The organism is Alteromonas marina (assembly GCF_000808575.1).
GTDB lineage: Bacteria > Pseudomonadota > Gammaproteobacteria > Enterobacterales > Alteromonadaceae > Alteromonas > Alteromonas marina_A.
Genome location: NZ_JWLW01000066.1, coordinates 272208 through 298019, shown reverse-complemented (window position 1 = coordinate 298019; position 25812 = coordinate 272208). Strand labels below are relative to the sequence as shown.

The 25812-nt window shown below is 44.0% G+C and carries 25 protein-coding genes; 14 read left to right on the top strand and 11 right to left on the bottom strand.

Translation table 11 applies throughout. The features are described 5' to 3' along the window. Positions 1–224: 224 nt before the first annotated feature. The 5 genes from RJ41_RS17005 to queF all read right to left on the bottom strand — a co-directional run bounded on the left by RJ41_RS17005 (position 225) and on the right by queF (position 6279). Entirely contained in the window at positions 225–1835 is a 1611-nt protein-coding gene (locus RJ41_RS17005; protein ID WP_039223285.1) for a hypothetical protein, read from the bottom strand. A gap of 11 nt (positions 1836–1846) precedes the next feature. Further along, on the bottom strand, positions 1847–2221 hold the full coding sequence (locus RJ41_RS17000; protein ID WP_039223283.1) for a DUF3192 domain-containing protein: 375 nt from the start codon (positions 2219–2221) through the stop codon (positions 1847–1849). A 195-nt stretch (positions 2222–2416) separates the two neighbouring features. Further along, on the bottom strand, positions 2417–3778 hold the full coding sequence (gene ppnN, locus RJ41_RS16995; RefSeq protein WP_039223281.1) for a nucleotide 5'-monophosphate nucleosidase PpnN: 1362 nt from the start codon (positions 3776–3778) through the stop codon (positions 2417–2419). A gap of 11 nt (positions 3779–3789) precedes the next feature. Continuing rightward, the gene (locus RJ41_RS16990) at positions 3790–5346 is read right to left on the bottom strand and encodes a diguanylate cyclase (RefSeq protein WP_039223278.1); all 1557 of its coding nucleotides are present in this window, start codon (positions 5344–5346) and stop codon (positions 3790–3792) included. A 72-nt stretch (positions 5347–5418) separates the two neighbouring features. Further along, on the bottom strand, positions 5419–6279 hold the full coding sequence (queF, locus tag RJ41_RS16985) for an NADPH-dependent 7-cyano-7-deazaguanine reductase QueF (RefSeq protein WP_052235500.1): 861 nt from the start codon (positions 6277–6279) through the stop codon (positions 5419–5421). 145 nt (positions 6280–6424) lie between these two features. Between queF and syd the strand changes: the two genes are divergently transcribed. Further along, on the top strand, positions 6425–6967 hold the full coding sequence (gene syd / locus RJ41_RS16980; RefSeq protein ID WP_039223276.1) for a SecY-interacting protein: 543 nt from the start codon (positions 6425–6427) through the stop codon (positions 6965–6967). Positions 6968–7026: 59 nt separating this feature from the next. Here the strand turns inward: syd and RJ41_RS16975 are convergent, their stop codons facing one another. Next, positions 7027–7362 (bottom strand): hypothetical protein, encoded by a 336-nt coding sequence (locus tag RJ41_RS16975; protein ID WP_039223273.1) that lies wholly within the window; start codon positions 7360–7362, stop codon positions 7027–7029. 274 nt (positions 7363–7636) lie between these two features. Here RJ41_RS16975 and RJ41_RS16970 point away from each other — a divergent pair, with 274 nt between their 5' ends. Next, positions 7637–8002, top strand: coding sequence for a DUF3192 domain-containing protein (locus tag RJ41_RS16970; protein WP_014948542.1), 366 nt, complete (start codon positions 7637–7639; stop codon positions 8000–8002). A gap of 220 nt (positions 8003–8222) precedes the next feature. Continuing rightward, positions 8223–8870 (top strand): GNAT family N-acetyltransferase, encoded by a 648-nt coding sequence (locus tag RJ41_RS16965; RefSeq protein ID WP_039223267.1) that lies wholly within the window; start codon positions 8223–8225, stop codon positions 8868–8870. Positions 8871–9860: 990 nt separating this feature from the next. On the opposite strand, the gene RJ41_RS16960 is transcribed toward RJ41_RS16965, so the two are convergent. Together RJ41_RS16960 and RJ41_RS16955 are read right to left on the bottom strand one after the other, a co-directional pair. Further along, a complete protein-coding gene (locus RJ41_RS16960) occupies positions 9861–10163 on the bottom strand; it encodes a DUF3301 domain-containing protein (protein WP_039223264.1) in 303 nt (100 codons plus the stop codon). After that, complete coding sequence (locus tag RJ41_RS16955; protein ID WP_039223261.1) at positions 10164–11213, bottom strand: DUF3549 family protein; 1050 nt, start codon at positions 11211–11213, stop codon at positions 10164–10166. A gap of 210 nt (positions 11214–11423) precedes the next feature. Between RJ41_RS16955 and RJ41_RS16950 the strand changes: the two genes are divergently transcribed. The 3 genes from RJ41_RS16950 to RJ41_RS16940 all read left to right on the top strand — a co-directional run bounded on the left by RJ41_RS16950 (position 11424) and on the right by RJ41_RS16940 (position 13116). Then, on the top strand, positions 11424–11768 hold the full coding sequence (locus RJ41_RS16950; RefSeq protein WP_231506420.1) for a YqcC family protein: 345 nt from the start codon (positions 11424–11426) through the stop codon (positions 11766–11768). Positions 11769–11784: 16 nt separating this feature from the next. Next, positions 11785–12600 (top strand): tRNA pseudouridine(65) synthase TruC, encoded by an 816-nt coding sequence (truC, locus tag RJ41_RS16945; RefSeq protein WP_239219865.1) that lies wholly within the window; start codon positions 11785–11787, stop codon positions 12598–12600. Between the two features lie 66 nt (positions 12601–12666). Beyond that, complete coding sequence (locus RJ41_RS16940; RefSeq protein WP_039223258.1) at positions 12667–13116, top strand: flavodoxin domain-containing protein; 450 nt, start codon at positions 12667–12669, stop codon at positions 13114–13116. A 130-nt stretch (positions 13117–13246) separates the two neighbouring features. Here the strand turns inward: RJ41_RS16940 and dapD are convergent, their stop codons facing one another. From dapD to map, 3 genes are all read right to left on the bottom strand, one after another. Next, positions 13247–14071 carry a 2,3,4,5-tetrahydropyridine-2,6-dicarboxylate N-succinyltransferase gene (gene dapD, locus RJ41_RS16935; RefSeq protein ID WP_014948549.1) on the bottom strand — a complete coding sequence of 275 codons (825 nt, stop codon included), beginning with the start codon at positions 14069–14071 and terminating at the stop codon, positions 13247–13249. After that, positions 14068–16719 carry a [protein-PII] uridylyltransferase gene (gene glnD, locus RJ41_RS16930; RefSeq protein ID WP_039223255.1) on the bottom strand — a complete coding sequence of 884 codons (2652 nt, stop codon included), beginning with the start codon at positions 16717–16719 and terminating at the stop codon, positions 14068–14070. Before glnD ends, dapD begins: the two co-directional genes overlap by 4 nt. A gap of 322 nt (positions 16720–17041) precedes the next feature. Continuing rightward, positions 17042–17836 (bottom strand): type I methionyl aminopeptidase, encoded by a 795-nt coding sequence (gene map / locus RJ41_RS16925; protein ID WP_039223252.1) that lies wholly within the window; start codon positions 17834–17836, stop codon positions 17042–17044. A gap of 412 nt (positions 17837–18248) precedes the next feature. Between map and rpsB the strand changes: the two genes are divergently transcribed. From rpsB to rseP, 8 genes are all read left to right on the top strand, one after another. Continuing rightward, a complete protein-coding gene (rpsB, locus tag RJ41_RS16920) occupies positions 18249–18980 on the top strand; it encodes a 30S ribosomal protein S2 (protein WP_039223249.1) in 732 nt (243 codons plus the stop codon). Positions 18981–19100: 120 nt separating this feature from the next. Then, on the top strand, positions 19101–19973 hold the full coding sequence (gene tsf, locus RJ41_RS16915) for a translation elongation factor Ts (RefSeq protein WP_014975850.1): 873 nt from the start codon (positions 19101–19103) through the stop codon (positions 19971–19973). Positions 19974–20209: 236 nt separating this feature from the next. Beyond that, positions 20210–20947 carry a UMP kinase gene (gene pyrH, locus RJ41_RS16910; protein ID WP_014948554.1) on the top strand — a complete coding sequence of 246 codons (738 nt, stop codon included), beginning with the start codon at positions 20210–20212 and terminating at the stop codon, positions 20945–20947. A gap of 23 nt (positions 20948–20970) precedes the next feature. After that, positions 20971–21528 (top strand): ribosome recycling factor, encoded by a 558-nt coding sequence (gene frr / locus RJ41_RS16905; protein ID WP_014948555.1) that lies wholly within the window; start codon positions 20971–20973, stop codon positions 21526–21528. A 9-nt stretch (positions 21529–21537) separates the two neighbouring features. Then, on the top strand, positions 21538–22320 hold the full coding sequence (uppS, locus tag RJ41_RS16900; protein WP_014948556.1) for a polyprenyl diphosphate synthase: 783 nt from the start codon (positions 21538–21540) through the stop codon (positions 22318–22320). A 54-nt stretch (positions 22321–22374) separates the two neighbouring features. Further along, positions 22375–23238: a phosphatidate cytidylyltransferase gene (locus RJ41_RS16895; protein ID WP_014948557.1), complete on the top strand. Its 864-nt coding sequence runs from the start codon at positions 22375–22377 to the stop codon at positions 23236–23238. Continuing rightward, positions 23238–24425 carry a 1-deoxy-D-xylulose-5-phosphate reductoisomerase gene (ispC, locus tag RJ41_RS16890; RefSeq protein WP_039223245.1) on the top strand — a complete coding sequence of 396 codons (1188 nt, stop codon included), beginning with the start codon at positions 23238–23240 and terminating at the stop codon, positions 24423–24425. Before RJ41_RS16895 ends, ispC begins: the two co-directional genes overlap by 1 nt. Then, positions 24419–25771 (top strand): sigma E protease regulator RseP, encoded by a 1353-nt coding sequence (gene rseP / locus RJ41_RS16885; protein WP_039223243.1) that lies wholly within the window; start codon positions 24419–24421, stop codon positions 25769–25771. Before ispC ends, rseP begins: the two co-directional genes overlap by 7 nt. The last annotated feature ends 41 nt before the right edge of the window (positions 25772–25812 follow it).

The following is a 25812-nucleotide window of genomic DNA, read 5'->3' as shown; positions in this document are numbered from 1 at the left end:
TCGTTAGGTTTATTCAATTTTTAGGGTGACGCTTAAAGCGTCAAATTCTGCCTGCTTACTTATTATAATGGAAAATGTAGGGAAAAAGGGTAAAGCACTGCAAAAGTTGCCATATTTTATATGATAGCCGGCGCAAGTTATAGCCATTCGTAAAGATTAATTGAAGCGGTGAGGGATAAATATTGATATCTGGGAGTAATGCGGGTGATAAAGGTCCAAAAGCGCTAGACGGCCAGAGGGCAAAAAAGCAAGTGTCCATTGGACTCGAGTGCTGCAGATATATCTTCGTGCTTGATACCAAGAATATTTAAAAGCGTTTTTACCTTTGTATCTTGAAGGAGAGAGTAAATATTTTGATCAAACAAACAGGCTTTTGTCAGGGCAAAACTTAACACCAAAATCGCTTGTTCTTTTTGGATTGATTTTGGAACGTCAGAGCTCAACTTCCCGCATTGGTGTATAACAGCACGCCATGTCGAGCTCTGATGCCAACTTCCGGCAAGTTCAGAAGCTATTGCGAGCCACGTCGTGTCGGTTTTTACCTTAAATGCGTTGTTGATTGAAACGGTTTTGGTTAGGTCGACAGGCAAGGACTGAGACACCTTAAAGCCGGGAAGTGTGAACAGCGGTGTGCAAATAAACGTCATTGTTAATGCCGCTGATTGTGGCGTAAATTTTGAATCTGCAACTTGAGCAAAATGACTTGCAAATGAACACGCAAGAAGCGTGATTTGTTTGCACATTCCCATCAAAGGGAATTGATTTTGCGTAAGCCGTTCTAACAGAGCAAACTGGATGAGCATATCGCCCACGCGCTCTATACCATACGTTAATACCGCCTGTTTTATGCTCTTAACCGGCAATTGTAATCTGTTGTCTTGGCTCGCAGTATGGATTAAAAAGTGATTAAAAGTGGGCACTTTTTGAATCTTCTCACACAACTCATCAATAACAACATCTCGCTTCTGCAACTCATCAATAATAGTAATGAGAGCTTTTGGTGGGTGCTGTATTGCAAATGTGGACGGTAGAAATGGTGATCCGCCTTGGTTTACTCTGGCGTGGGCCGTGTCTGTATATAGCGCAACGAAGTGTTCAAAAGGTAGCGAGAGAGAAACGGGAGCGCTAATAGACGATAAAGGTAGCCACTTACCATCTTCATCATCCTTACTCAGCATGAAAACAAATCCATGATTTTGCTGAATATCTACCAAAGCGCCCGGTACTCCTTCAGCATAAACTTTTGCGCCGGGAAGTAAGCCGTTGAAAAGAGGGATAAGATGAGATAAATGATGTCTATGGTGCGCGGGTAGGCGAACTGCTACGCGTGAGAACACTATTTTGTAGTCAGCTTTCTTCTTTCCATTGGCGAAAACACCTGCCAGAAGACAAAGTCTTTGCGCTAAGTTGAGCCGGCTGTCGGCGATATATTGACTATGTTTCTCACCCCGAAACGCTTTTTGTAACTTTATTGTATCTAACCAAACAGCCAGATTGTGCTTACGCAAAAAGCGAAGTACATCTGGTATCGTATCGCGCGGCGTGTTGCTATCTGATAGCCAAAGGGTGGCGAGTATAGATGCGAGAACGTGCTGTAAATAATGATCGTTAAATCGACACAGCTTGCCGAATAGTGCGAGTAATAAAAGTTGCTGTGTGCCTTTAGGCAAGTCATTATCGATGTGAAGGGTGGCTGCAGATAGCGCTGGATTGGCGTTAACCAAGGTTAATATTCGCTTTGCGTTTTTTAACCAATGATTAATACGCTGCTCGACCGATAAATCAGCCTCGCCTACATGTATCAGGCGTTTAAGTGTGGAAATGATGCCTGTCATTCCCCATCCTTTTAACTTTTCTGGTAGCTGGAGTAAGCCCCTTCACCCCATGCAATGAGTTTGTCATTCTCAAACAATAAAGGCGTGCATTCGTCTTGTGTCGTTAATCCATCTGCGCGCACATGTTGAGTTCTAAAAAACATAACCTGAATTGCTGTAGTACCTTGTCGCTTGGCTTCTGTAATATCAGGTGAGCCTAGCAAAGCAAGCACTTCTTCTCGGGTACTGCCCAATTTTAATTTTGTGATTTGAACGCGGTTGTATTCTTCACGGTCTTTCCAATCCATATTTTCAGGCTTATCGGGATAAAAAGCGATAATCATAAAAACAAACACCGCATATAAAGCGACGCCAGCTAAAATTAGACGAATAACCTTGGTATTCATGACCGTTACTTCTCGTTTTCTATACTCAAATGTTAGTGAGGGATATCAATGTCAAAAGCATAAGCATTAGACAAAGGAAGTTCGCTGCATGTAACATTTTTTCGTTTAAATACACTCTAGGTAAGTGTACCTTAAAACGCCCACTAAACATAAGTAGTAAACGTAAGCAAATGCGTCGCCAATGATTTTGCTTTTTTAGCCATTTTTCACAACATAGCAAGGTTCGTAAGCACTGCCAGGTAGCTTCATTCTATGTTGTTTTACAAACGACTCAAGTAGCGTATCAACCTTCCCCATCAGTGTACTATCACCGGTGAGCTCAAACGGACCATGTTTTTTGATCTGAGCAATGCCTTCCGCTTTAACGTTACCCGCAACAATGCCTGAAAACGCTTTGCGCAAATTGGCCGCTAGATCACTTTTGCTCTGGTCTAAGTGCAGCTGAAGCGCAGCCATACTTTCATGGGTAGGAATAAAGGGCTGTTGGAAATCCTGCTCAATCTTTAATGACCAATTAAAGCTAAATGCATCACCCATTGCACCTCTGAATTTCTTTACTTTTTCAAGCTGTTTACTCATGGTACGTGCTACTTCTTCAGGGTCATCTACAATGATTTGATATTTTGATTGTGCTTCTGGACCCAGTGTTGCACCAACAAAAGCGTCTATGGCTTCAAAGTATTCTTCGCTACCAGCAGGCCCTGTTAGAATGAAAGGAAAAGGTTGCTGCGCATTGCGTTCATTCATCAAAATGCCAAGCAGATAAAGTAATTCTTCGGCAGTGCCTACACCGCCTGGAAACACGATAATGCCATGTCCGAGTCTAACAAACGCCTCTAAACGCTTTTCAATATCAGGCATGATAATGAGCTCGTTGACAATGGCGTTGGGCGGCTCGGCGGCAATAATACTCGGCTCAGAAATGCCAATGTAACGGCCTGTCTTGTGACGTTGCTTTGCATGGCCAATGGTAGCGCCCTTCATGGGGCCCTTCATCGCTCCAGGTCCGCATCCTGTGCAAATATTCATGTCACGCAAGCCGAGCTGATAGCCCACTTCTTTCGTATATTTGTACTCAACTTGATTAATGGAATGGCCGCCCCAGCAGACAATTGTGTTTACGCCATCGTTCCCTTCAAGCGCTTTAGCGTGGCGTAGCATGTCGAACACCATGTCTGTGATGTCGTTACCTTCAGCCGGTGTGGTTTGATGAAGAAATGCGTACTTATTACCCATGTAAAGCAAATCGCGTAGGACCGCAAATAGATGTTCGTGCACTCCTCGAACGAGTTTTTCGTCAACGAAAGCCACTTCAGGAGGGTTCACTAGTTCAATTTTTACGCCTCGCTCACGACGAATGAGTTTTATTTCAAAATTCTCATATGGGGCAAAAAGTGCTTCGAAATTGTCTTCGTCAACGCCGCTGTTCAATACTGCTAAGCAGCAGTTTCTGAACATAGCAAAGAGTTCGCTGTTGGTGGCGTCTTGAAGGCGAGAAACTTCTACTTGTGATAGCTGGCTCATCCAGCCAACAGGGTTAAGCTGCACTTTCTTCATGGTTTTACTTCCTATAAGTCAGTGCTTAAATCAGTGACTACGAGGTTGCGGCCGTTTCGTTTTGCTCTATAGAGGTATTCATCGGCGCGTTCAAACACAGTTTCGGTAGTATCATTGTCATTGAAACAGGTTGCGCCAAAAGATGCGGTGATTTTTACTTTTTCTTGCTTGAATTTAAACGGCATTGCAGCAAGTTTAGTTCTAACTTCATTAAGCTTTTTATCTATATCTGCCATCTGCGCCTGAGGCAGTAGCATTACGAACTCTTCTCCTCCCCACCTGGCAATAAAATCATTTTCGGACAAACTTTGCTTTAAGAATTTACTCACTACCTGAAGGGTTTTATCGCCTGCTGCGTGCCCGAATCTATCGTTGATTGACTTGAAATGATCAATATCCACAACGGCGACCGCAAGCAAGTCACCATTTTCTTTAAATTTAGTGAAAGCAGCTTCTAGTCTCTCATTATACGCCTGCCTGTTTGGAAGCCGAGTGAGCGGGTCGGTGCGGCTTTGCATTGCTTGTTCGGCCAGCTTCTTTTTATAGACGCTGGTTTGCTGCTGAAGTGTATCTATTCGCGATTGCATAGAAGAGAGCAGTGCCATTAGCGCTTCTTGACCTTGCTGATCGTTGCTTTGTTGCTCGCTTAATGTAGTCACAAGCTTTTCTACGCGAAACTGTGTCTGCTCTTTAAGTGCTTCTAGAGAACTGCTTTCCGATACGGCTTCTTCGATGTGAATAATGTCGCGTTTAAGTTGCTCATTACCAGCTTGGCGCTGCTGGAACTGGGCTTGGCTGCCTTGGATCGTATTGCTGACGTCGCTACTCACTTCACCTAATGAACGGTGCAGACTCTGAATCACTTTTCCTGTTAAGCTCGCCTCTGACATAGCGTCTTGAACGATCATGCGCAAAATTACAACGCAGCTTTTAAGCAGCTGGTCTTCATCCATGCCTTCATCAAGACGTTGTTTTATATCATTGAGTTGTTGATCGTTAGGTTTTTTTTGCGCATAAGAAGCAATAAGGTGATTAAGCTCAACCAAAATAGAACGGTAGTGAGGGTTATCATCTTTAATCGAACGAGCCGATGTGCTTTCATTGTTAGTGGACTTAGTTTCTGTGGTTTCAGATGGCTCTAGTCCAACCATTTCCTTGTTGAGCGCAATGCGGTGAAGCGCAATGGCTTTTGAATAGAGTTTGTAAATACTGAAGATATCATCTACAGGTTGATTTAGCTTAATCAATTCCTGCGTGGTTAACCCTTTTAATTCAGTATCTTCAAATACTATTTTCTGTAGTTGTTTCATTGCATCTTCTAGCGATGAAACAGTATCAACACTGTATTTTCTAAGCGTTATTTCTTGATGCTGAAGTAATTTGTTGAGTTTCTCTATGCTCACAGCGGCAAGACTAAAATTAGGTGTGCCTGAAAGGTGGCCTCGTAACACCTTAAGTTCAGTATCGATCTTATCCGAGAAGCCCTCATAAAATGCTGAGAGTTTCACAATAAACTGACAAAGAAGCGCGTTATTTTGTTTTAGGGTTTGTAGTTGTTTTGCTTCCATAATCTCGTCTTTGTTCTAATTCGCTATTACTGCCGCGGCTTAGGTAGCGTTGGTAGGTACTTCACCGTTATATTACTGACGTGCTTGACGATGATTAGCATAAGGCGCTTCGTAATTTGAACGGAAAGGGTTGATATCTAAACCTCCTCGTCGTGTGTAACGCGCACAAACGGTTAACTTATCTGGCTGACAATGCTGCATGATGTCGTTGTAAATGCGCTCAACGCATTGCTCATGAAATTCGTTGTGTTGCCTAAAGCTAATTAGATATTTCAAAAGCCCTTCGTGTTCAATCGCATTTCCCTTGTACCTTATTTGAATACTAGCCCAATCTGGCTGACTTGTGATTAAACAATTAGATTTAAGCAAATGTGACACAAGTGTTTCTTCAACTCCTGTTTCATTTTTCGCAACCGTCAAATATTGAGTATTAGGGGAATATTGATCGATTTCTACATCCAGACTATCTAACAAGGTTCCGTTAAATTCTTGGAATTGTAGCGAAGAAAACTGCTCTGGAAGAATTAGCTTTACCTCGACAGGCTCTCCTGCGCACGCTGACAAATCCGCTTGAAGCACTTGTCGTACGTCCTCTGCTGAAGCGAATTTTGTTTGGTTGAAGCTATTCAAATATAGCTTAAATGATTTTGATTCGATTAGGTTCTTTGAGGTAATAGGAACGTGGCATTCTAAAATTGCCACATTAGGTTTACCCTTTAAATTAAGCCAAGAAAGTTCGTACCCTGTCCAAGTGTCAATACCATCAAAAGGTAAACCTGAGCCAGCCAAGTTCAACGTATCACGACTTAAACTGCGCGGCACGCCTTGCAACAAATCAGGATTATATTCAAATTCATAGTCAACCTGTTTACCCAAAGAGAGGTCATCAGGTGCAGAGATAGTAATTTTTTGAGGTGAGTTGTCCGTCGACATAAGAACCTTTTATGTATCTACGCGGGATTTAAATTGTTGAACTGCACTGTGGCACAGAGTCTTACGGCGCAGTAGAATTAACCCCAGTATTGACTTAACTGTTTAGTTGTATAGTGTACCCCAAAAATACGCAGGTAACGTCATAATGGCTCTAACAATTTCAGCACAATTAGATAAATTTGTATCATCTTATGTCGAACAGGCCGAGGGCGAGGGACTCAAGATAGCATATGATAGCGAGTGGCCTTCGCCGTGCTATGAGACGACGGCGCAAGACGGTGAACTTGTTAGATGGTCTCCTACGCTTCAATCGCCTGTGCAGTCTTTCAGTAATGTTGAAGAGGCATTATCGCTAAAACTAAATCCTGACTACTGCGAGTATTTTACTCGTTACTACAGCGATAATTTAAAGGCTAACGCCCCGCAAGGTCGCTGTGAATTGCTTCAAGTTTTCAATTTTGAAGATTTCGAGCGACTTCAGCAAAACTTGATTGGGCATTTGTTGATGAAGCAAAGACTTAGGCAAGCGCCAACATTGTTTTTTGGTTTAACTGACGAAGAAGATTTTATTTTAACCGTTGTCAACGAAAGTGGCGAAGTGGCACTCGAGCAGGTTGGCAGAGAGCCTGCCAAAATTCTTGCGCCATCTCTTGCGGTGTTTATTGAGCAACTTACACCTGCTATATGATGTTAACGCTTTGACTGACGTCAATCAGACCTAAAATTACCGGCCTGCAAGACTAAAAGCTATTGGGCGTTAATAATTTGTTGTAGCGCCCGCTTCAACTCCGCCACTTCTTTTTCTAACAATTCTATCCGTGCATGCAAATTGCCCGGCTCATCAGTTGTGGCGACAGGATTTTGTTGTGCTACGTTTTCGTCGTTAGATACCTCTAGCTTAGGTTTGTGTGCGTTAAATCGCTTAATCGCTTCAATAGCTTCGGTTACCGATACCTTAAAGGGAGCTTTTGCACGTAAAATGCCTACGGACGGTGTTTTTCCTTCTTTATGCATTTGAAGGCACAAAACGTGAAGTTGCTGCAGGTTAGCGTTACTCATAATACGAAAATGGTTCAAAGTCATGAATAGTCGCAGTGTAGCCTGTCTACGTAGTCAATTTCACTAATAAGTTACTGATTTCACTATTTTTCAAAGCCTTCGTAGATTGGTGTTATTAAGATTGTTATAAAAATCAATGGTTTAATTTTTGGCCTTAATCTTGTTTATCAAACATAAATTACATTATCACGCATAAACGCAGTGGTGCTTACGTTAGCGTATTTATGTCTATTCAGTGTCGGTTCACAAAGTAGGCGTAGTATCGAATAAAAACAACACACATAAATAAGGAATTCACATGAAAACGGTTCTTCTTTCAGTAGCTTTGGCATCTTCAGTTTTGCTTTCAGGTTGCGTCGTGTCAGTAGGTGGCGGTTCAGACAGTCACTATGGTGCTGATTGGGAAGACAGAGAGTTTAACAATCGTAAACACATTGCGAATCTTGAAACAGGGACAACTTATGAAAGTGTATTGAGAAAAATGGGCGTAGCGGATTTTAACGAACTGTTCGAAAAGCAAGACGGCACATATCGCGTACTTTACTACCGAACTCAAAAAACGATGGGCGATGGTATCACCACAAAAGACGAGTGTACGCCGTTGGTTTTCAGAAATGGAAACTTAGTTGGCTGGGGTGACAGTGCTTATAGCTTAATGCACTAATAATCGTTAGTTGGTAATTGATTACGAAAGTAGGCATTACTTACTACCCTTAAATGTTAATAAAAAGTTAACATTTAGGGGTTTTTCGCGTAGGCTAAAGTTTAATCAGTTTAAGTGGGTGGTTGGCGCAATGATAAAAGTTGTGCGGTAGTGTCCACTTCTCCCATTTTATTTAAGTGGGTAAAAGCAGCTGTATAACTTTGCGTACAAGGAGCCCCTGATGAATACTGATGTTATTAATAATGCAATAGCCCCCTTGCAAGACACGGTTAAAGCCATCTATCTATCTGTAGATGATCTCAAAGTTGCCGCCTCTATTCTTTACAATGCGTATGTAGATGACCCATTGTTCATTGACATTTTCCAAGCAGAAAAAGAAGGTTATGAGAGCCGTCTACGGTCAGCTATCCGTGAAGAGCTCAATGCATTTTGGGTTGCAGAGCAGCCGATGATTGGCCTGTTCGATGATGAGCGGCTTGTTGCCGTTGCATGCTTGACCGCGCCCGATGCAGCATTTGGCTCAGGACGTTACTGGCACTGGAGACTGCGGATGCTTTTGACGGCAGGTTTGTTCGGTACAAAGCAAATGCTAGAAAAAGAAGAAAAAGTGCGAACATTAGTTCCCGCCGATAACTTCCACATGCTGAGTTTCATTGCAGTACATCCAGATTATCAACATCATGGGCTTGGGCATATTTTACTTGGCGCTATTGATAGCGTGGTAGAGGAAGATGAAAAAAGTGAGGGTGTTTCGGTATTCGTGACCATAGAAAAACATCGGGCTTTCTTTAACGATGACAATTATCAGGTTGTAGGACAATTAAGCCTCTCTCATGTGAACGGTGAGGTAATGTTCAGATTAAAATGATGCTTTTTTATTCGATGTGATACTCCTACCAAAACCTCACCAGTGGCAGTTCTAATTTTTACACCAAATTTACTACAGCGTTTGTAAGACATTTCCTACAAACGCTGTGAGTGATCTTACCTAAATGATGAAAGATTAATTTATACTAAAGTATAAAGTCATTGATTATATTGAAGTTTCTAAAAATTAGTCAAAAGTCGTACAAGAATCTTTCTTAAATCTCTGTAATTCAATATGGCGGTAATAATTGGAAGGGATACTATGAACATGTCACAAGGAAACACGACGAGTCACGGATTGAGTCAAGGATCATCAACGGAATAAGTTAGGACAACTTAAGGATGAGACTCCCACAAGGCAGTGGGGAAAGGGAAAGGAAAGCAGATAGGACACTGCATTAACAGGATGTTAGAAACGGATTCTAAAGGATATAAAGGGATTCAGGGACGTAAAACGTGAAAGGACTTCGCATACAGGATGTAGCAGGGAAAAATGGACGAGAGCTAGCAAGGAGCTAGAGGCAAGGAGCCAACGGCAGGATAGCCTTTAAGGAATTTCTAGTTTGCATGGACGAGCAAACCAAGGACGAAAGAGGGACATGCTAAGGGATTGGCAAAGCTGTAGCAGGATGTGCAGCAAATAATGGAATGAGGGAAGGGAACGTCAGCGGAGTCTGACAAGGACAGCCTCAGGAAGAGGAACACTGTATGAAGGATGTACAGTAAATTAGGATAAAAGGAAAGGGACCTACGCATGGATGTGTAGCTCGCGCAGGAAGGCGCGAGAGTAGATGGAAAGGGGCGTATACGGATTTTAATCGGGAAGATTTTAGTCGCAAAGGATCGCGGAGAAGGATACTCAAAATTCCAGGAAAAAGGGGAGCCGTTAGGTTCCCTTTTTTTGCGTTTATTAGAATCAATCCGTATGCACTTGTTGTAAAACTTGACCTAAATGCTATTAGGAGCCGCCAACGCTCTTCGACATAGAAGCTTAAACCCTATGCGGCGGCACCTCTGTTCGCATAACCCTTACACCTATCAATTCAACTTCCCCAGTATATCGGTCCTCACCATTACTCGAAAACTCAAAGTTGAATACACTGTGCCAGTCAGGCTTTCCATATTTGAATGAAAATCGTGTTTTGGCTCTCGCCACACTCAGCAATTGTAAACCGTATTTATCGCAGTATTGCTTAAGGTAAGTGTTTGTTTGCTCAGAAATGGCTCGAATGCGCCAAAACTGGTAGCCAGTAAACCCAATAACCATCCACACCACTAACTCAAGTAACGTCATTTACTTTCTCGCTTGTGCAAACAATTGTTGAAATGCATTGCTGAGAATCTGAGGGTTGGCTTCGGAATGCAGGAGTGTTAGCACTTGTCTGCGTAACTTCGGGATTTGAACTAAATCTGAAAAGAACCCTGCAAATAAGGCGCCTTTATGACCCTCTTTTTCATCAACGTTTGCCGCCTGCTCTAAAAAGGCACTAAGCAGTAGTGGTTCCATTTGCTCGAAATGACGTGCTGCAATAACGCTTAAAATATCAAGCCTCTGCGACTTTTCGCTTTTTAATAGTTCGAGTAGTTTGTTGTTAATGGTCGGGTTAAAGGTACCCTCTGACGTGCCTCTTAACGCCGCTAAATTGATGTCGTCACTTTTATCTATCTCATCCAAATACGCCGCTAATAAATTTTCAGGCAGAGAAACGCTTTCACTCATTTCCATCAATGTGTTAAGGAAAACGTCCGAGTAAAGTGAGGTGTTGTTTTTAATTGCCTGCGCTAATACATCTTGTTTGGGGTGATGGCTTAGGCTATGTACAAAGTCGGCCACGCTCTGCATGGATATTTGCTGCCAATCAACAAGTTGCGGGGCTTGAATGTAGGCCTCAACTTTCTGCGACTCTTCACTTAAAGGTTGGTTTAGGGTGCGTTTAACTAATGCGTTAAATTGAGCGAGCTGCGATTGATTGGGAACAAACGAATAAGGATTATCAGGCAAAGTTTGCGCGTTTTCAGTATCTTCAGCAACAGACTGACCAAGTGCATCAACTATGATCTCTAGAAAATGATTTCTTGCTGCGGCCACCACTAAGCCTTGCTCATCAAGCGGCAGTTTCACAAACCAAATATAGTGTTGCGTGGAGGCATTTTTATTCCAAAAGACGATGCCGAACCACGCATGCTGCTGACGAGGGTAGGGCGCGTAAGCACTGCCGTTTTCTATTTCTAGAAAGGTTTGACTATCGGTGGGTTCAAGGCGACGACCTAAATCAAAAACCTGATATTCAGTGCCTGCATGTAACAAAAACTCGCTGATAGAATTAATACCGTTAGCGCTCATAACTCGTTCCAAAATACTGCTTTAATCAAAATTTGCCAGGCTGTCACATCTATTCAAAGGGGCACATCGATGAGATACCGCCAACAAAGACGGGTAATGGTATCACAGCAGAAGAAATTCAACGATAAGACACGCGGACTTATGTTGACCTTTAGCCCCTGATATACTGCGCGCTTCGAAATAGAAGCGTTTTTGAATTGCGGAGAGGATGTGATTAAAACGAATAGCACTCATCACATAGCATTAAGTAAAGCATTGATACAATTAGAAACAGACATGTATCAGGATGGTATTTGGCCAAATGAAGAGCCTTCGGAACAAGACCTAAATAATGCTATGGAAAGTGCGGTTCCTTTTGCGGTCGACTGTTTAGCGTTTGAGAGTTGGTTGGCTTTTATTTTTATACCCAAAATGCGCATTTTGTTGAAACAGGAAATGCCTTTACCACCCATGCAAATTGCGCCCGCAGCAGAAATATATCTGTCATCGGCGCATCAGCGCACTCTGTCCCAGCTTCAAGTTATTGATAATATTGCCAATGGAGACATTGGGTGAGTAAACACAACGCACTATGCAGAACGATTTAAAAGGCCAATTAACTGTGCATTCAGATGAGCAAACAATAGGAAAGGTAGACGTTGGTGAGGAAGATAGCGTTAATGCTCTTCATTTACCTGTGCTGTACCAAGATGAACATATCATCGCGATTGAGAAGCCGCCTGGCCTACTAGTACACAGAAGCCCGATTGATAGACATGAAACGGTGTTCGCAGTACAGACACTTAGAGACCAAATAGGCCAGCACGTCTATCCTGCTCATCGTTTAGACCGACCCACTTCAGGTGTGCTGGTGTTTAGCTTTAGCTCAGAAATTGCAGCAAAGCTTGGACAGCAGATGATGGACAAGCAGGTAGTAAAAACGTATCACGCTATAGTTCGCGGTTTTGTGCATCACACAGGGTATATCGATTACGCCCTAAAATACCGCTACGACAAAATTGCAGACAAGCATAAGCGCCCGCAGCAGCCGCCACAACCTGCATCAACTATGTATCAGTCAGTGGCAAAATTCGAAGTGCCTGAGCCTGTGGGCAAATACCAAAGTGCACGATATTCGCTAGTTAAGCTTTCTCCTAGTACCGGTCGCAAACATCAGCTTCGTCGGCACATGGTTCATATTCGTCACCCCATTATCGGCGACACGACCCACGGGGACGGTAAACAAAACAAATTCGCCAAGCAGCACTTTAATTTTAACAATTTGGCCTTAAGTTGTACTCAAATGGGCTTTTCTCATCCTATCACTGGAAAGTGGGTAACGATTAATTCACAGATGCACAGTGAAATGCGACTATGGCTCGAAAAATTAGCGCCGTTTTGCGTTTAGGTTGATAAAATAGTAAGAATTTCCGCCTGTCGACAAAGGCGACGATCATTGGTTTAAGAGGTAAAAATGGCAACATTGAAAATTATTGCGGGTACAGTTTACGGCAATGCGCAACACGTAGCTGAGCAGGTGGAAGAGAACTTAGCTGAACAGGGCGTGGATTGCTCACTTGAAAGCGACCCGTCGGTTGCAGATTTTACTGATGCTGACGCACTTTTGATCATTACCTCTACAACAGGGCAGGGCGATGTACCACCAAACCTTGAGTTTGTGTTTTCAGATCTGAAAGACGAATCGCCTATGCTAACCGGCAAGCCATTCGCGGTGGCAGCCCTAGGCGATAGCAGCTATGGCGAAAGTTTCTGTGGTGCAGGTAAACAGTTTCATGCGTTGCTTACCGAGCTACAAGGTAACGCCGTTGCCGATATGTTAGAGGTTGACGCGATTGAAACCCTAGAGCCCGAAAAAGACGTAGTTGAGTGGGTCAACACCATTAAAGACAAGCTGTTGGCTTAATTCTTAGAGATGTTCTGATTACGAAAAGAAAGAGGCGCATAAGCGCCTCTTTTAATTTGTGAGTCTTTCAGCATGTGGCTCGGCTAATTGAAATTAACCCGAGCCGTTAGCGATAAGCCAGAAGTACTGCTTATTCTACGCCGCGAAGTAGCGCGTTGATACCTACTTTCGCGCGGGTCTTCGCATCTACTTTCTTCACGATGATAGCGGCGTAAAGGCTGTATTTACCATCTGCGCTTGGCAGGTTGCCCGCCACTACTACTGAACCTGCTGGTACACGGCCATAGTGAACTTCACCGGTTTCGCGGTCATAAATACGAGTGCTCTGACCGATGTAAACGCCCATTGAGATAACAGAACCTTCTTCAACAATCACGCCTTCTACGATTTCAGAACGGGCGCCGATAAAGCAGTTATCTTCAATAATGGTGGGGTTAGCCTGAAGTGGTTCTAATACGCCGCCAATACCCACGCCACCTGAAAGATGAACATTCTTACCAATTTGCGCACACGAGCCTACCGTCGCCCATGTATCAACCATAGTACCTTCGTCAACGAACGCACCAATGTTTACGTAAGAAGGCATAACAACCGCGTTCTTACCTACGAATGTACCGGTACGTACCGCTGCTGGTGGAACAATACGCGCGCCGTCGGCTGCAAACTGTTCAGCAGTATAGTTTGTATACTTAAGCGGTACTTTGTCATAAAACTTACTTTCGGCGCCTTCAATTACATCGTTGTTGTGAAGACGGAAGAAAAGTAGAACAGCTTTTTTAAGCCATTGATGTACTACCCATTCGCCAGCAATTTTTTCTGCAACGCGTGCTTTACCTGTGTTTAAAAGGTCAATAGCTTGTGCTACTGCATCTCTCACTTCATCAGGTGCAGATGAAGGGCTAATGCTATCGCGATTTTCGAAGGCGTCTTCAATGATGGCTTTCAATTCATTCATGGTATTGTGATATCTTCAAGTTGATCGAGTTTAAACAGGATACGCTTTTTAAGGTTCACCTGTTGTTCTTGGGTTAATGCTTTGCCAGCCTCATTGCTGACGATAAAAATATCTTCGGCTCGCTCGCCAATGGTGGCAATTTTCGCAAGCTTAAGCGTCATATTAGTATCAACGAATGCGTGACCAATTTTAGCTAAAATGCCCGGAGCGTCTAGGGCTTCTAACTCAATAAGCGTGGCTTCATCGTTGATATTGAAAAAGCGTACCTTAGTAGGCACGTCAAGTTGTTTCATTTGCCGAGGCAATTTACGCTTATTTTCGTGCGAACGCCCCGGCTTTTCAAGTTGGGCAGAAATAGCATTTTCAATGGACGCAATGCGAGACTCTGAGCTTATACGACTGCCGTCATTTTCAAGAATAAGCATGCTATCGAACACATAGCCATCTCTGGTAACGGTAACGTGGGCGTCGTGAATTGAACAGTTGCGACTGTCTAGCACTGAAGCGACTTGCGCAAACAATGCTTTTCTATCTTTGCCGTAAACAAACACCTCAGTGCCACCTTTCGCACTGTTATCATTTGCCTTTACTAACAGACCATCGTGCTCTGGTGTTAGCCATTCATTCTGAGCTTTAATAATTTCATCAGTATGCCACGCGATTTGCGTAGGCTTAAAGCGAACAAAGTAATCGTCGTCCAGGCGGGCCCACAATGCATCAATAGCAACAGGCTCAATAGCGCGCTCTTGCAAAATTTGCCTTGCTTGGTGTTTGTGAGTAGTTACTCGCTCGTTCAATGTTACTTGACACTGTAGTCCATTATCCAATGCCTTTTGCGTCATTAAATATAATTCGCGAAGTAAAGATGCTTTCCAGTCGTTCCAAAGATTGTCATTGGTGGCACGAATATCGGCAAGGGTGAGCGTATAAAGCAAATTAAGGTGATTGTGGCTTCTTACCGCGCCAGCAAACTCGCTTATAACGTCAGGGTCATAAATATCACGGCGTTGGGCTACCACTGACATTAGCAGGTGGTTTTCTACAAGCCATGCAATCATTTCAGCATCGTCGCTGGGAACATCGTGTTGCTGACAGAACTTTGCTACATCTTGGGCGCCTAATGTGGAATGATCGCCATTTCTACCTTTGGCGATATCGTGGAAAATAGCAGCGATGTAAAGTATTTCAGGTTTGTCGAGGTTTTTGCAGATTCTGCCGCAGCGCGGAAAATCTTTGTTTTCTTTCGAGAAAAAATAATTTACATGCTTCACTAGTCGATGCGTGTGCTCGTCAACCGTGTAGGCATGGAATAAGTCAAACTGCATCATACCTACAATGGCATCCCATTCAGGAAGATAAGCTTGTAAAATGCCGTATTGATGCATGATGTCCCATGCAAAATCAAAGAACTCAGGCTGTTTCATTAAGCGCATGAATTTTTCGCGGCACAGCGGGCGCTCAACATAGTATTCTGCTTCAAAAGCGCGGTGAGCGTTGCGCAGCTGACGTATGCAAATCGTACTGAGGCCTTGTACCTCTGGCGTGTTGGCCACCAAATGCAGAAAGTCCAAGATTGCTTCGGGAGAGGAGAACACGGTTTCGTGTCGTGGCGATATCATATTATCGAGCAGCTCGAAATCTTCGTTTATGATCACGCTCTTCTGAACGCTTTGGTTCAGCATGTCGTACTTGAAGCGCTGAAGCAGCATTTGATTCAGTTCAGACACCCGCGCCACGGTGCGGAAAAAGTCCCGCATCATTTTCTCTACTGAAGCCTTACCTTCTTCACCGTAGCCCATCATTTTTGCAACGTCAGGTTGGTAATCGAAAAGCAGACGGTTTTCGCTTCTGCCGGCAACTAGATGCAGCGCACAACGCATTTTCCAAAGATGCATGCGACAGGCAATTAATTCACTGTGCTCTTGCTCGGTAAAGTAGCCATGACCTACTAGATTCCAGCCGTCGTATTCTTTGAAATGCTTTTTCGCTACCCAACCAATAGACTGAATATCACGCAAACAGCCCGGGTTTTCCTTGATGTTCGGTTCAAGGTTATAAGCGGTACCGTTGAATTTGGCGTGGCGTTTTTTTTGCTCGTCATACTTGGCTGAGAAAAACGCTTTGCTCGACCATGAGTTTCGACCGTTAACTTCATCCCACAATTTATCAAAGGTGGCTTCACTGCCGCAAAGTAATCGGCTTTCCACTAAATTGGTCGCTATCGTTATGTCGTCTTTCGCTAATTTAACCGTTTCTTTTATGGTGCGAACCGATTGGCCAACGTCTAATTTGATATCCCACAAAAGGGTGATGAACATGCCGATTTTTTCTTGTACATCGGGCTTGAGCTTTTTTCTGCTAACAATGAGTAAATCAATGTCTGAGTGAGGTTGTAAATGACCACGGCCATAACCTCCTACCGCGCAAAGCGATAATTCGTCAACGGTATCTAAGCCATATAGCTGCCAAAGATGGCAAAGCAACGCATCGACAAATTGTGCCCGTCCAGTAACAAGCTGATTGACTGGCGTAGCGTCGAAAGACTCAGTGATCCACGCGTAACTGGATTCCACGCACAATTTGATGATAGGGATCTCATCAACAGAATTTATGGTGTCGATATTCTTTATCAGTGATTGCAGCGTCAAAATACACCTTTGAGATAGACTTCTTTTTGGACGCTATGAACAATAGCATGAATTACCAGTAGTTCGCAGTACCAAATTTATGCATAAGTTATGTTGAATTGTGAATATTTATGGTTTTTTGTTATAGGTGTGTAGCGAGTTAAATAAGAAAGGAAAGGACGATTCACTGTCGCCATTTGAGCGTGGGAGTTCGATTTAACGAGCCAATAAAAAACGGCCGTGAGTTAAACGGCCGTTTTATTCAAATCGTTACAGCGCTATCGTTTGGTGACTGCGCTGTAAATAGGTTGTTCGACACGCTATTCGTGCTATACCAACAGAACTAACCGTGCGAAATAACGCGGTCTAAGGTCTCTTCCTCTCGAAGCGTAAGAATTTCAACACCAGTTTCAGTAACTAAAAGAGTGTGCTCCCATTGAGCACTTAAGCTTCTGTCTTTCGTTACAACAGTCCACTGATCTGGCAGTACTTTTGAATAACGCTTACCTGCGTTCACCATAGGCTCGATGGTAAAGCACATGCCTGGTTCGAGTACATCGCCCGTACCTGGCTTACCGTAGTGAACAATTTGCGGTTCTTCGTGGAAGCTTGCACCAATACCGTGACCACAATATTCACGAACTATTGAATAGTTATGCGCTTCTGCGTGGGTTTGGCAAATGTGACCAATATCACCAAGGCGCATGCCCGGCTTCACCTGCTCAATTGCTTTGTACAAGCATTCTTGAGTAACGCGAATTAGGCGTTCGGCAAGGATCGAAGGCTTACCTACCACGAACATTTTTGATGTATCGCCATGATAGCCATCTTTAATAACTGTCACGTCGATATTAATGATGTCACCGTCTTTCAGTTTCTTATCAGAAGGTATACCGTGACAAATGCAGTGGTTCACTGATGTGCAAATAGACTTTGGAAAAGGCGGGTGGCCATAATTCAACGGCGCGGGTACCGCTTTTTGCTCGTTGACGATGTAGTCGTGGCAAATAGTATTTAGCTCATCAGTGGTAACGCCTTTTTTTACGTAAGGCCCTATCATAGTGAGTACTTCTGCTGCCAACTTGCCGGCTACGCGCATTTTTTCGATTTCTTCTGGGGTTTTGATAATAGCTGTCACAGCGCCTCTCAAATCGTTTGAAACTAGTTTGATGAAGAATTTTGATTACTTACACATTATAACACTATTCAGGTCAATCTTAGTAAGGTGATGATATTGTTGGCGTTTATCTGCTAAATGCAGAGATGGAAAGTGATCCTGTTCAGGGGGGCATTCTTTCTTTAACCTAAATACTTCAAATTGTCGCTTTTTACCCTCAAAACTTGAGGCTTAGATGGGATTGTGATATAAAGCGCGCGCCCTGACGGAAAGCTCATATTGCTCTGTGTAATTGGCACCGTTTTAGAGGGTAAATTTATTTTATTAAAACACACATATACCGTCACTTCGTATCGGGGTGTTCAGTTCCGCTTAGGTTGGCCTGAATCGATACAAGGGGTATATGGAGGCCTAACCCCAAGAGGAAAATAAAATGGCTAATGTTTCTATGCGTGACATGCTGAAAGCCGGTGTGCATTTCGGTCACCAAACTCGTTATTGGAACCCAAAGATGAAGCCTTTCATCTTCGGCGCTCGTAACAAAGTTCATATCATCAACCTTGAAAAAACGGTTCCACTTTTCAACAACGCACTTAACTACCTTTCAGGTGTTGCGTCTAAGAAAGGTAAAATCCTTTTCGTTGGTACTAAGCGCGCCGCTGGCGAAGCAGTTAAAGATGCTGCTCTTAAGTGCGACCAGTACTACGTAAACAAGCGTTGGTTAGGTGGTATGCTGACTAACTGGAAAACAGTACGTCAGTCAATCAAACGTCTTAAAGATCTTGAGCAGCAAAGCCAAGATGGTACGTTTGAGAAACTAACTAAGAAAGAAGCACTTATGCTTCAGCGCGAAATGGACAAGCTTGAAAACAGCCTTGGCGGTATCAAAGACATGGGCGGTCTTCCAGACGCAATCTTTGTTATCGACGCAGATCACGAGCACATTGCTATCACTGAAGCGCGTAATCTAGGTATCCCTGTTGTTGGTGTTGTAGATACTAACTCTAACCCAGATGGTGTTGATTACATCATTCCTGGTAACGACGATGCTATCCGTGCTATCCAACTTTACTTGGATGCTGCTGCTAACGCTATCAATTCAGGTCGCGAAAGCAACCTTGAAGTACAAGCTGAGCAAGACGACTTCGTAGAAGCTGCAGAGTAATTCTGACTGCTTGCTGTCATATCAAGATAATATGGCAGCGCTATAATACGAAACGTATTGAGGGGCGGTATCGCCCCTTTTACCTAACGAATTTAAAATTTAATGCTGAGGAATTGAAAAATGGCAGTGACTGCAGCACTAGTTAAAGAACTGCGCGAACGTACTGGCGCAGGTATGCTGGATTGTAAAAAAGCCCTGGTTGAAACGGATGGTGACATTGAGTTAGCCATTGAAAACATGCGTAAATCAGGCCAAGCGAAAGCGGCTAAAAAAGCAGGCCGTATCGCAGCTGAAGGTGTAATCCTTACTAAGGTTGAAGCGGGTCGCGCGACTATGCTTGAACTTAACTGTGAAACTGACTTCGTAGCACGTGACGAAGGTTTCCTTAAATTTGGTAACGAGCTTCTAGAAGTAGCAGCAGCTAACAACATCAATGACATCGAAGCGCTTAACGACGCAGACATGAACGGCGTTAAAGTTAGTGAAGCGCGTGATGCACTTGTTGCTAAAATCGGCGAAAACATCTCTCCTCGTCGCGTTATCAACGTTGAAGGCGATACACTAGGCGCGTATGTACATGGCGGCCGTATTGGTGTTATCTCTATCCTTACTGGCGGTGACGAAGAGCTAGCGAAAGACGTTGCAATGCACGTTGCAGCTGCAAGCCCGCAGTTCGTTAAGCCTGAAAACGTTCCAGCAGAAGTTGTTGAGAAAGAGAAAGAAATCCAAATCGAAATCGCTATCCAGTCTGGTAAGCCAGCTGATATCGCTGAGAAAATGGTTGCAGGCCGCATGAAGAAGTTCACTGGCGAAGTGAGCTTGACTGGTCAGCCTTTCGTTAAAGATCCTTCAATCTCTGTTGCTGAGCTTCTTAAGAACAACAGCGCAGACGTAATCAACTTCGTACGTTTCGAAGTTGGTGAAGGTATCGAGAAGAAGACTGAAGACTTCGCTGCTGAAGTAGCTGCTCAAATGGCTGCTGCTAAGAAATAATTGAGTGTTTATCTTTTGCATTAAGCAATAGTTAGATAAACTACAAAGCACCTCTTAGGAGGTGCTTTTTTATAGCTGAACATCTTTGGTATTGCTAATGCACTACGTAAGTGTGAAGCTAGGCGAAGTATGTACGCGCCTGCCTGACAAACGAAAGCGCTTTGTCCTATGTTTTTTACGTCAATGCTTTATTGAAAGACATAGGACAAAACGGGTTTACGAGGACAATTCAAACTATGAGTATCACACCAAAATCAGCATACCGACGCATTTTGTTAAAGCTTAGTGGTGAAGCCCTAATGGGGGCGGAAGGCTTTGGCATAGACCCTAAAGTGCTAGATAGAATGGCACAAGAAATTAAAGAGCTGGTTGAGCTAGGTGTTCAAGTTGGCCTCGTTATTGGTGGTGGTAACTTGTTTCGCGGCGAAGGCCTAGCAAAAGCAGGTATGAATCGCGTAGTGGGCGATCACATGGGCATGTTAGCAACGGTGATGAACGGATTAGCCATGCGAGATGCGCTTCACAGAGCGTTTGTTAACGCGCGAATGATGTCTGCCATTCCACTTAACGGCGTATGTGATGCTTACAACTGGGCCGAAGCGATTAGCCTCTTAAAATCAGGCCGCGTTGTTATCTTCTCTGCCGGTACAGGCAACCCTTTCTTTACTACAGATTCAGCGGCTTGCTTACGTGGCATCGAAATTGAAGCCGATGCGGTATTAAAAGCGACAAAAGTTGATGGTGTTTACAGCGATGATCCGGTGAAAAACCCAGAAGCAACGCTTTATGAAGAACTGACGTACCAAGAGGTACTAGAAAAAGAACTTAAAGTGATGGACTTGTCAGCGTTTACTTTGGCGCGCGATCATAGCTTGCCAATTCGCGTATTCAACATGAATAAGCCAGGTTGCCTGAAGCGTGTTGTAATGGGCGAAAAAGAAGGTACCGTTATTCGCCACGCTGACAACGATTAATTAAGAACAATAGGATACAAATCGTGATTGATGAAATTGAATTAGATGCGCAAGAGCGCATGGAAAAAAGCCTAGTTTCTCTTAAGGGCCAATTCAGCAAAATCCGCACAGGTCGTGCGCATCCAAGCCTTCTAGATGGCATCATGGTACCTTATTACGGCGTGGACACGCCGCTAAAGCAAGTGGCTAATGTCGTTGCAGAAGACAGCCGTACTCTAGCGTTAACTGTGTTTGATAAAAGTGCCATTCAAGCGGTAGAAAAAGCCATTATGCAGTCTGATTTGGGTTTAAACCCAATGAGTGCAGGTGGTTCAATTCGTATTCCACTTCCTCCTCTTACTGAAGAGCGTCGTAAAGACCTAATTCGCGTTGTTCGCAATGAAGCGGAAGGTGGTCGTGTCGCTATCCGTAATATCCGTCGCGACGCTAACGGTGACATCAAAGATCTTCTTAAAGAAAAAGAGATCAGTGAAGATGAAAGCCGTGCAGCTGAAGAGAACATTCAATCTATTACTAACGATTTCATTAAGAAAGTTGACAGCATGCTTGCTGACAAAGAAAAAGAACTAATGGAAGTATAAGTAAGTATTATGATTGGAAAGCGTTTAAGCGCAGCCAAATCGACGAAAGCAGAGGTGCCAGCAGAATCTGCTGGCCCGAAGCATGTTGCTATCATTATGGATGGCAATGGTCGATGGGCGCAAAAGAAAGGGAAAATTCGTACCTTTGGTCATAAAGCCGGGGTAGAGTCGGTTCGTTCTGTTGTGCGCTTTGCACGTCAAAACGGTATTGAATCACTTACGCTATTCGCGTTTTCAAGTGAGAATTGGAAACGTCCTGAGGAAGAAGTCAGTGTCTTAATGGAGCTGTTCAATCTTGTCCTCAATAGTGAAGCAAAACGGTTACACAAAAATGGTGTACGTCTACAGGTTATTGGTGATGTTGAGGCGTTTGATGCCAAGCTGGTCGAAAAAATTCGTAAAGCTGAAGACATGACCAAAGACAACAAAGATTTGGTCTTAAATATCGCCGCAAATTACGGTGGTAGATGGGACATTGTAAACGCGGCTAAGCAGCTTGCTACGCAAGTGAAAAGCGGCGAGCTTGATGTGGAAAGCATCTGTGAAGACGCACTGAATGCGCACATTTCAACAGCTAACCTTCCTGAGTTAGACCTTCTTATTCGCACAGGTGGCGAACACCGTATTAGCAACTTCTTGCTGTGGCAATGTGCCTATGCTGAGTTGTACTTTACCGACGTACTATGGCCCGACTTCAACGAAGACGTGTTTCAATTGGCCGTAGACGATTTTAATGTTCGCCAACGTCGCTTCGGTTTAACCGGTGAACAGGTAGTCACAGCCGATGGTTAACACCATACAGGCAATTATCAGGCTTGCCCTGGTAACGATAGCCAAGGGCAAATTATGCTAAAACAACGAATAATAACTGCATTAATCCTAGCGCCACTGGCGCTTTACGCTATTCTTTTCCTTCCCATATTCTGGTTTGAAATAGCCATTGCCGGTGTCGTGGGCATCGGCGCCTATGAATGGGCGAATATGTCGGGCGTATGTGAACGTCCTAAAAAACTCATTTATATGGCAGGTGCCTTTGCTATATGTATTGCCTTGTCTCTTATTGTTGATGCGAGCACCATTTGGTATCAGGGGCAGTTACATGGTTTATACCGTGCCATATTAACGGTTGCCGTATTATGGTGGATAGCGTCTCTGTTTATGGTGCTAGCCTATCCCAAATATTCCAAGTTCTGGAAAGACAGCCGCAGTGTTAGAACCTTATTTGGAGCGCTCACGCTTATTCCAACATGGGTAGCAGTTGTTGCGCTTCGCACGAGCTTGCACGATGTAGACCCGTTTTACGGTGCTTCACTTATTTTCTATGTGCTAGGGATCGTTTGGGCGGCAGATATAGGAGCATTCTTTGTTGGCGTAAAATTTGGACGCCACAAGCTGCGCCCGAATGTATCGCCAGGTAAAAGTTTAGAAGGCTTATTGGGCGGTATTGCAGCCTCGTTCGCTATTATCGCTTTTGCGGCTCTTCACTATCAGGTAGAGCCTTCGCGTATTTGGCTTCACCTTGCTATTGGTGGTATTACTGTTGCTGTTTCAGCGCTTGGTGATTTAAACGAAAGCATGCTTAAGCGCTGTGCGGGCATTAAAGATAGCGGTAAAATTCTCCCTGGACATGGTGGAGTGCTCGATCGCATCGATAGCTTAACTGCCGCATTCCCTGTTTTTGCGTTCTGCTATGTAACCTGGATGGCGTAATGCAGACAGTAACAGTGTTAGGGGCCACAGGCTCCATTGGTTGTAATACACTTGACGTAATAAACCGCCACCCAGAAAAATATCGCGTATTTGCTATTACTGGCAACTCACAGCTTGAATTGCTTATGGAGCAGGCACAAAAGTGCGCGCCGCGCTATGTGGTAATTGCTGATGACGCTAACTACAAACTAGCCTGTGAGTTAGCATCTCAGTATGAAGTTGATGCAGAGATTCTTGCTGGCGCTAAGGCGCTGGAAGAAGTATCCAGCGCGCCTGAAGTTGATGCTGTAATGGCTGCAATTGTTGGTGCAGCCGGCCTTTTGCCTACACTGGCGGCGGTAAAGGCGGGCAAACGGGTTTTGCTTGCGAATAAAGAAGCTTTGGTCATGTCTGGCGCTTTATTTATCGAGGCTGCGAACCAAAGCGGCGCTGAAATCCTTCCTATCGACAGCGAACACAACGCTATATTCCAGTGCCTCCCGCACGATTATGAATACGGTAATTTGGCTGCATCTGGCATTCGTAAAATTCTCTTAACGGGATCTGGTGGTCCGTTTAGAGAAAGGTCGCTTGATAGCTTCTCGTCAATTACCATCGATGAAGCCAGCACACACCCTAACTGGTCAATGGGCAGAAAAATTACAATCGATTCTGCAACTATGATGAACAAGGGGTTGGAGTTTATTGAAGCCTGTTGGCTGTTCGGTGCTGGCGCGGATGATATCGATGTAGTCATTCATCCGCAAAGTATTATTCACTCTATGGTGCAATATGTTGATGGTTCGGTAATCGCACAAATGGGTAACCCTGACATGCGCACCCCTATCGCCTATGGTTTGGCGCATCCAGAGCGAATCGAGGCGGGTGTAACGCCGCTCGACTTTTCTGACATTGCCAATTTCAGTTTTCAAACCCCGTGTTTTGAGCGTTATCCGAATTTGAAGCTGGCTATTGATGCGTGTAAGGAAGGGCAATGCGCCACAACGCGAGTGAACGCGTCAAACGAAGTGGCAGTTGAAGCCTTTTTAGAAGGCAAGATTCAGTTTTGCGATATTGCCAAAGTGAATGACGCCACGCTTAATGCTATGCCCTATGTGTCAGTGAATTCTATTCAGCAAATACTAGAGCAAGACAGCTTAGCAAGAGCAAAAGCTAACGAGATTATTCGAGGTAAATTCCAGTGCTAGCATTTTTATGGAGCCTTGGTGCATTCATTGTAGCCCTAGGTATTTTGGTTGCTGTACATGAATGGGGGCACTTTTATGTGGCTCGAAAATGTGGTGTACAGGTAGAGCGCTTCTCAATTGGTTTTGGAAAGCCTATATGGCGTAAAACAAGTAAGTCAGGTACAGAATATGTCATCGCTATGATCCCATTGGGTGGCTACGTGCGCATGCTCGATGGACGCATTGATGACGTACCGCCCGAGTTAGAAAATAAAGCGTTTAACAACAAACCCGTTCTGCAGCGCATGGCGGTTATTGCTGCTGGCCCTGGCGTTAACTTTATCTTCGCATTTTTCGCACTGTGGTTAATGTATTTGGTGGGGCTGGACACGGTTAAGCCAGTAGTTAAACAGGTTGAGTCAGAAAGCATCGCAGCTATTGCTGGTGTGCAACCTGGTGATGAAATTATTAAAGTTGGCAGTAGAAATACACCTGATTGGGAAGCGGTAAACTTAGAAATTGTCTCAAATATTGGTGCTGAAAATACCAGTGTTACGGTTAAAAATTCAGCAAGCGTTGAAAAAGAACTGACTTTTACACTGGGTTCTTGGAACTTTGACCCAGATAGTGAGTCTCCTTTAAGCAGCTTAGGACTAACCCCTTATCGTCCAGATGCAACGTTAACGGTTGGGTTTGTAGGTGAAGGGAGTGCAGCGCAGGAAGCAGGGTTAAAACCCGGTGATGAGCTTATTGCATTAAATGGAACTAAGTTGTCATCGTGGGAAAGTCTAGTTGACGTGATTGTTGAAAGTCCCGGTGAGAATATATCACTTGATATACAAAGGGATGGACAACAACTGACGTTAGATGCCACGATAGCGCGCCGTGATACACCACAAGGGCAAAGTGGGTATTTAGGTGTGAGCCCAACATTCGAGCCTTGGCCTGAAGGGTATGTGTTTACTCATCAATATGGCATTATAGAGGCTATTGGGAAAGCGCTAGATAAAACGTGGCGTCTGATGACACTTAGTGTCGAAATGATAGGAAAGCTCATCACAGGCGACGTGTCTGTGAAGAATTTAAGCGGCCCTATCTCAATTGCTCAAGGTGCGGGAACAAGTGCTGGGTATGGACTTGCGTACTTTTTGAGTTTTCTTGCCTTAATAAGCGTAAATTTAGGCATAATAAATTTATTACCCTTGCCCATGCTTGACGGTGGTCACCTCATGTTTTTTATCGTGGAGTGGATCACGGGCAAGCCTGTGCCTGAAGCGGTGCAGGAATGGGGTTACAGAATAGGTGGCGTGCTTCTCTTTATGATCATGGGTATCGCAATTTTTAACGATATCGCTCGCATAACCTGATACAAATCAGGAAGTACAAAACAGCTAATACAAAACGCGGC

Bases quoted from the DNA above. Each gene is read 5' to 3' on its own strand.
- pyrH (WP_014948554.1), top strand. From the start codon at position 20,210: ATGAGTATCACACCAAAATCAGCATACCGACGCATTTTGTTAAAGCTT.
- RJ41_RS17005 (WP_039223285.1), bottom strand. From the start codon at position 1,835: ATGACAGGCATCATTTCCACACTTAAACGCCTGATACATGTAGGCGAG.
- dapD (WP_014948549.1), bottom strand. From the start codon at position 14,071: ATGAATGAATTGAAAGCCATCATTGAAGACGCCTTCGAAAATCGCGAT.
- queF (WP_052235500.1), bottom strand. From the start codon at position 6,279: ATGTCGACGGACAACTCACCTCAAAAAATTACTATCTCTGCACCTGAT.
- RJ41_RS16970 (WP_014948542.1), top strand. From the start codon at position 7,637: ATGAAAACGGTTCTTCTTTCAGTAGCTTTGGCATCTTCAGTTTTGCTT.
- rpsB (WP_039223249.1), top strand. From the start codon at position 18,249: ATGGCTAATGTTTCTATGCGTGACATGCTGAAAGCCGGTGTGCATTTC.
- RJ41_RS16990 (WP_039223278.1), bottom strand. From the start codon at position 5,346: ATGGAAGCAAAACAACTACAAACCCTAAAACAAAATAACGCGCTTCTT.
- RJ41_RS16975 (WP_039223273.1), bottom strand. From the start codon at position 7,362: ATGACTTTGAACCATTTTCGTATTATGAGTAACGCTAACCTGCAGCAA.
- ispC (WP_039223245.1), top strand. From the start codon at position 23,238: ATGCAGACAGTAACAGTGTTAGGGGCCACAGGCTCCATTGGTTGTAAT.
- tsf (WP_014975850.1), top strand. From the start codon at position 19,101: ATGGCAGTGACTGCAGCACTAGTTAAAGAACTGCGCGAACGTACTGGC.
- RJ41_RS16960 (WP_039223264.1), bottom strand. From the start codon at position 10,163: ATGACGTTACTTGAGTTAGTGGTGTGGATGGTTATTGGGTTTACTGGC.
- truC (WP_239219865.1), top strand. From the start codon at position 11,785: ATGCAGAACGATTTAAAAGGCCAATTAACTGTGCATTCAGATGAGCAA.
- RJ41_RS16965 (WP_039223267.1), top strand. From the start codon at position 8,223: ATGAATACTGATGTTATTAATAATGCAATAGCCCCCTTGCAAGACACG.
- uppS (WP_014948556.1), top strand. From the start codon at position 21,538: ATGATTGGAAAGCGTTTAAGCGCAGCCAAATCGACGAAAGCAGAGGTG.
- syd (WP_039223276.1), top strand. From the start codon at position 6,425: ATGGCTCTAACAATTTCAGCACAATTAGATAAATTTGTATCATCTTAT.
- RJ41_RS16955 (WP_039223261.1), bottom strand. From the start codon at position 11,213: ATGAGCGCTAACGGTATTAATTCTATCAGCGAGTTTTTGTTACATGCA.
- ppnN (WP_039223281.1), bottom strand. From the start codon at position 3,778: ATGAAGAAAGTGCAGCTTAACCCTGTTGGCTGGATGAGCCAGCTATCA.
- RJ41_RS16940 (WP_039223258.1), top strand. From the start codon at position 12,667: ATGGCAACATTGAAAATTATTGCGGGTACAGTTTACGGCAATGCGCAA.
- RJ41_RS16895 (WP_014948557.1), top strand. From the start codon at position 22,375: ATGCTAAAACAACGAATAATAACTGCATTAATCCTAGCGCCACTGGCG.
- RJ41_RS17000 (WP_039223283.1), bottom strand. From the start codon at position 2,221: ATGAATACCAAGGTTATTCGTCTAATTTTAGCTGGCGTCGCTTTATAT.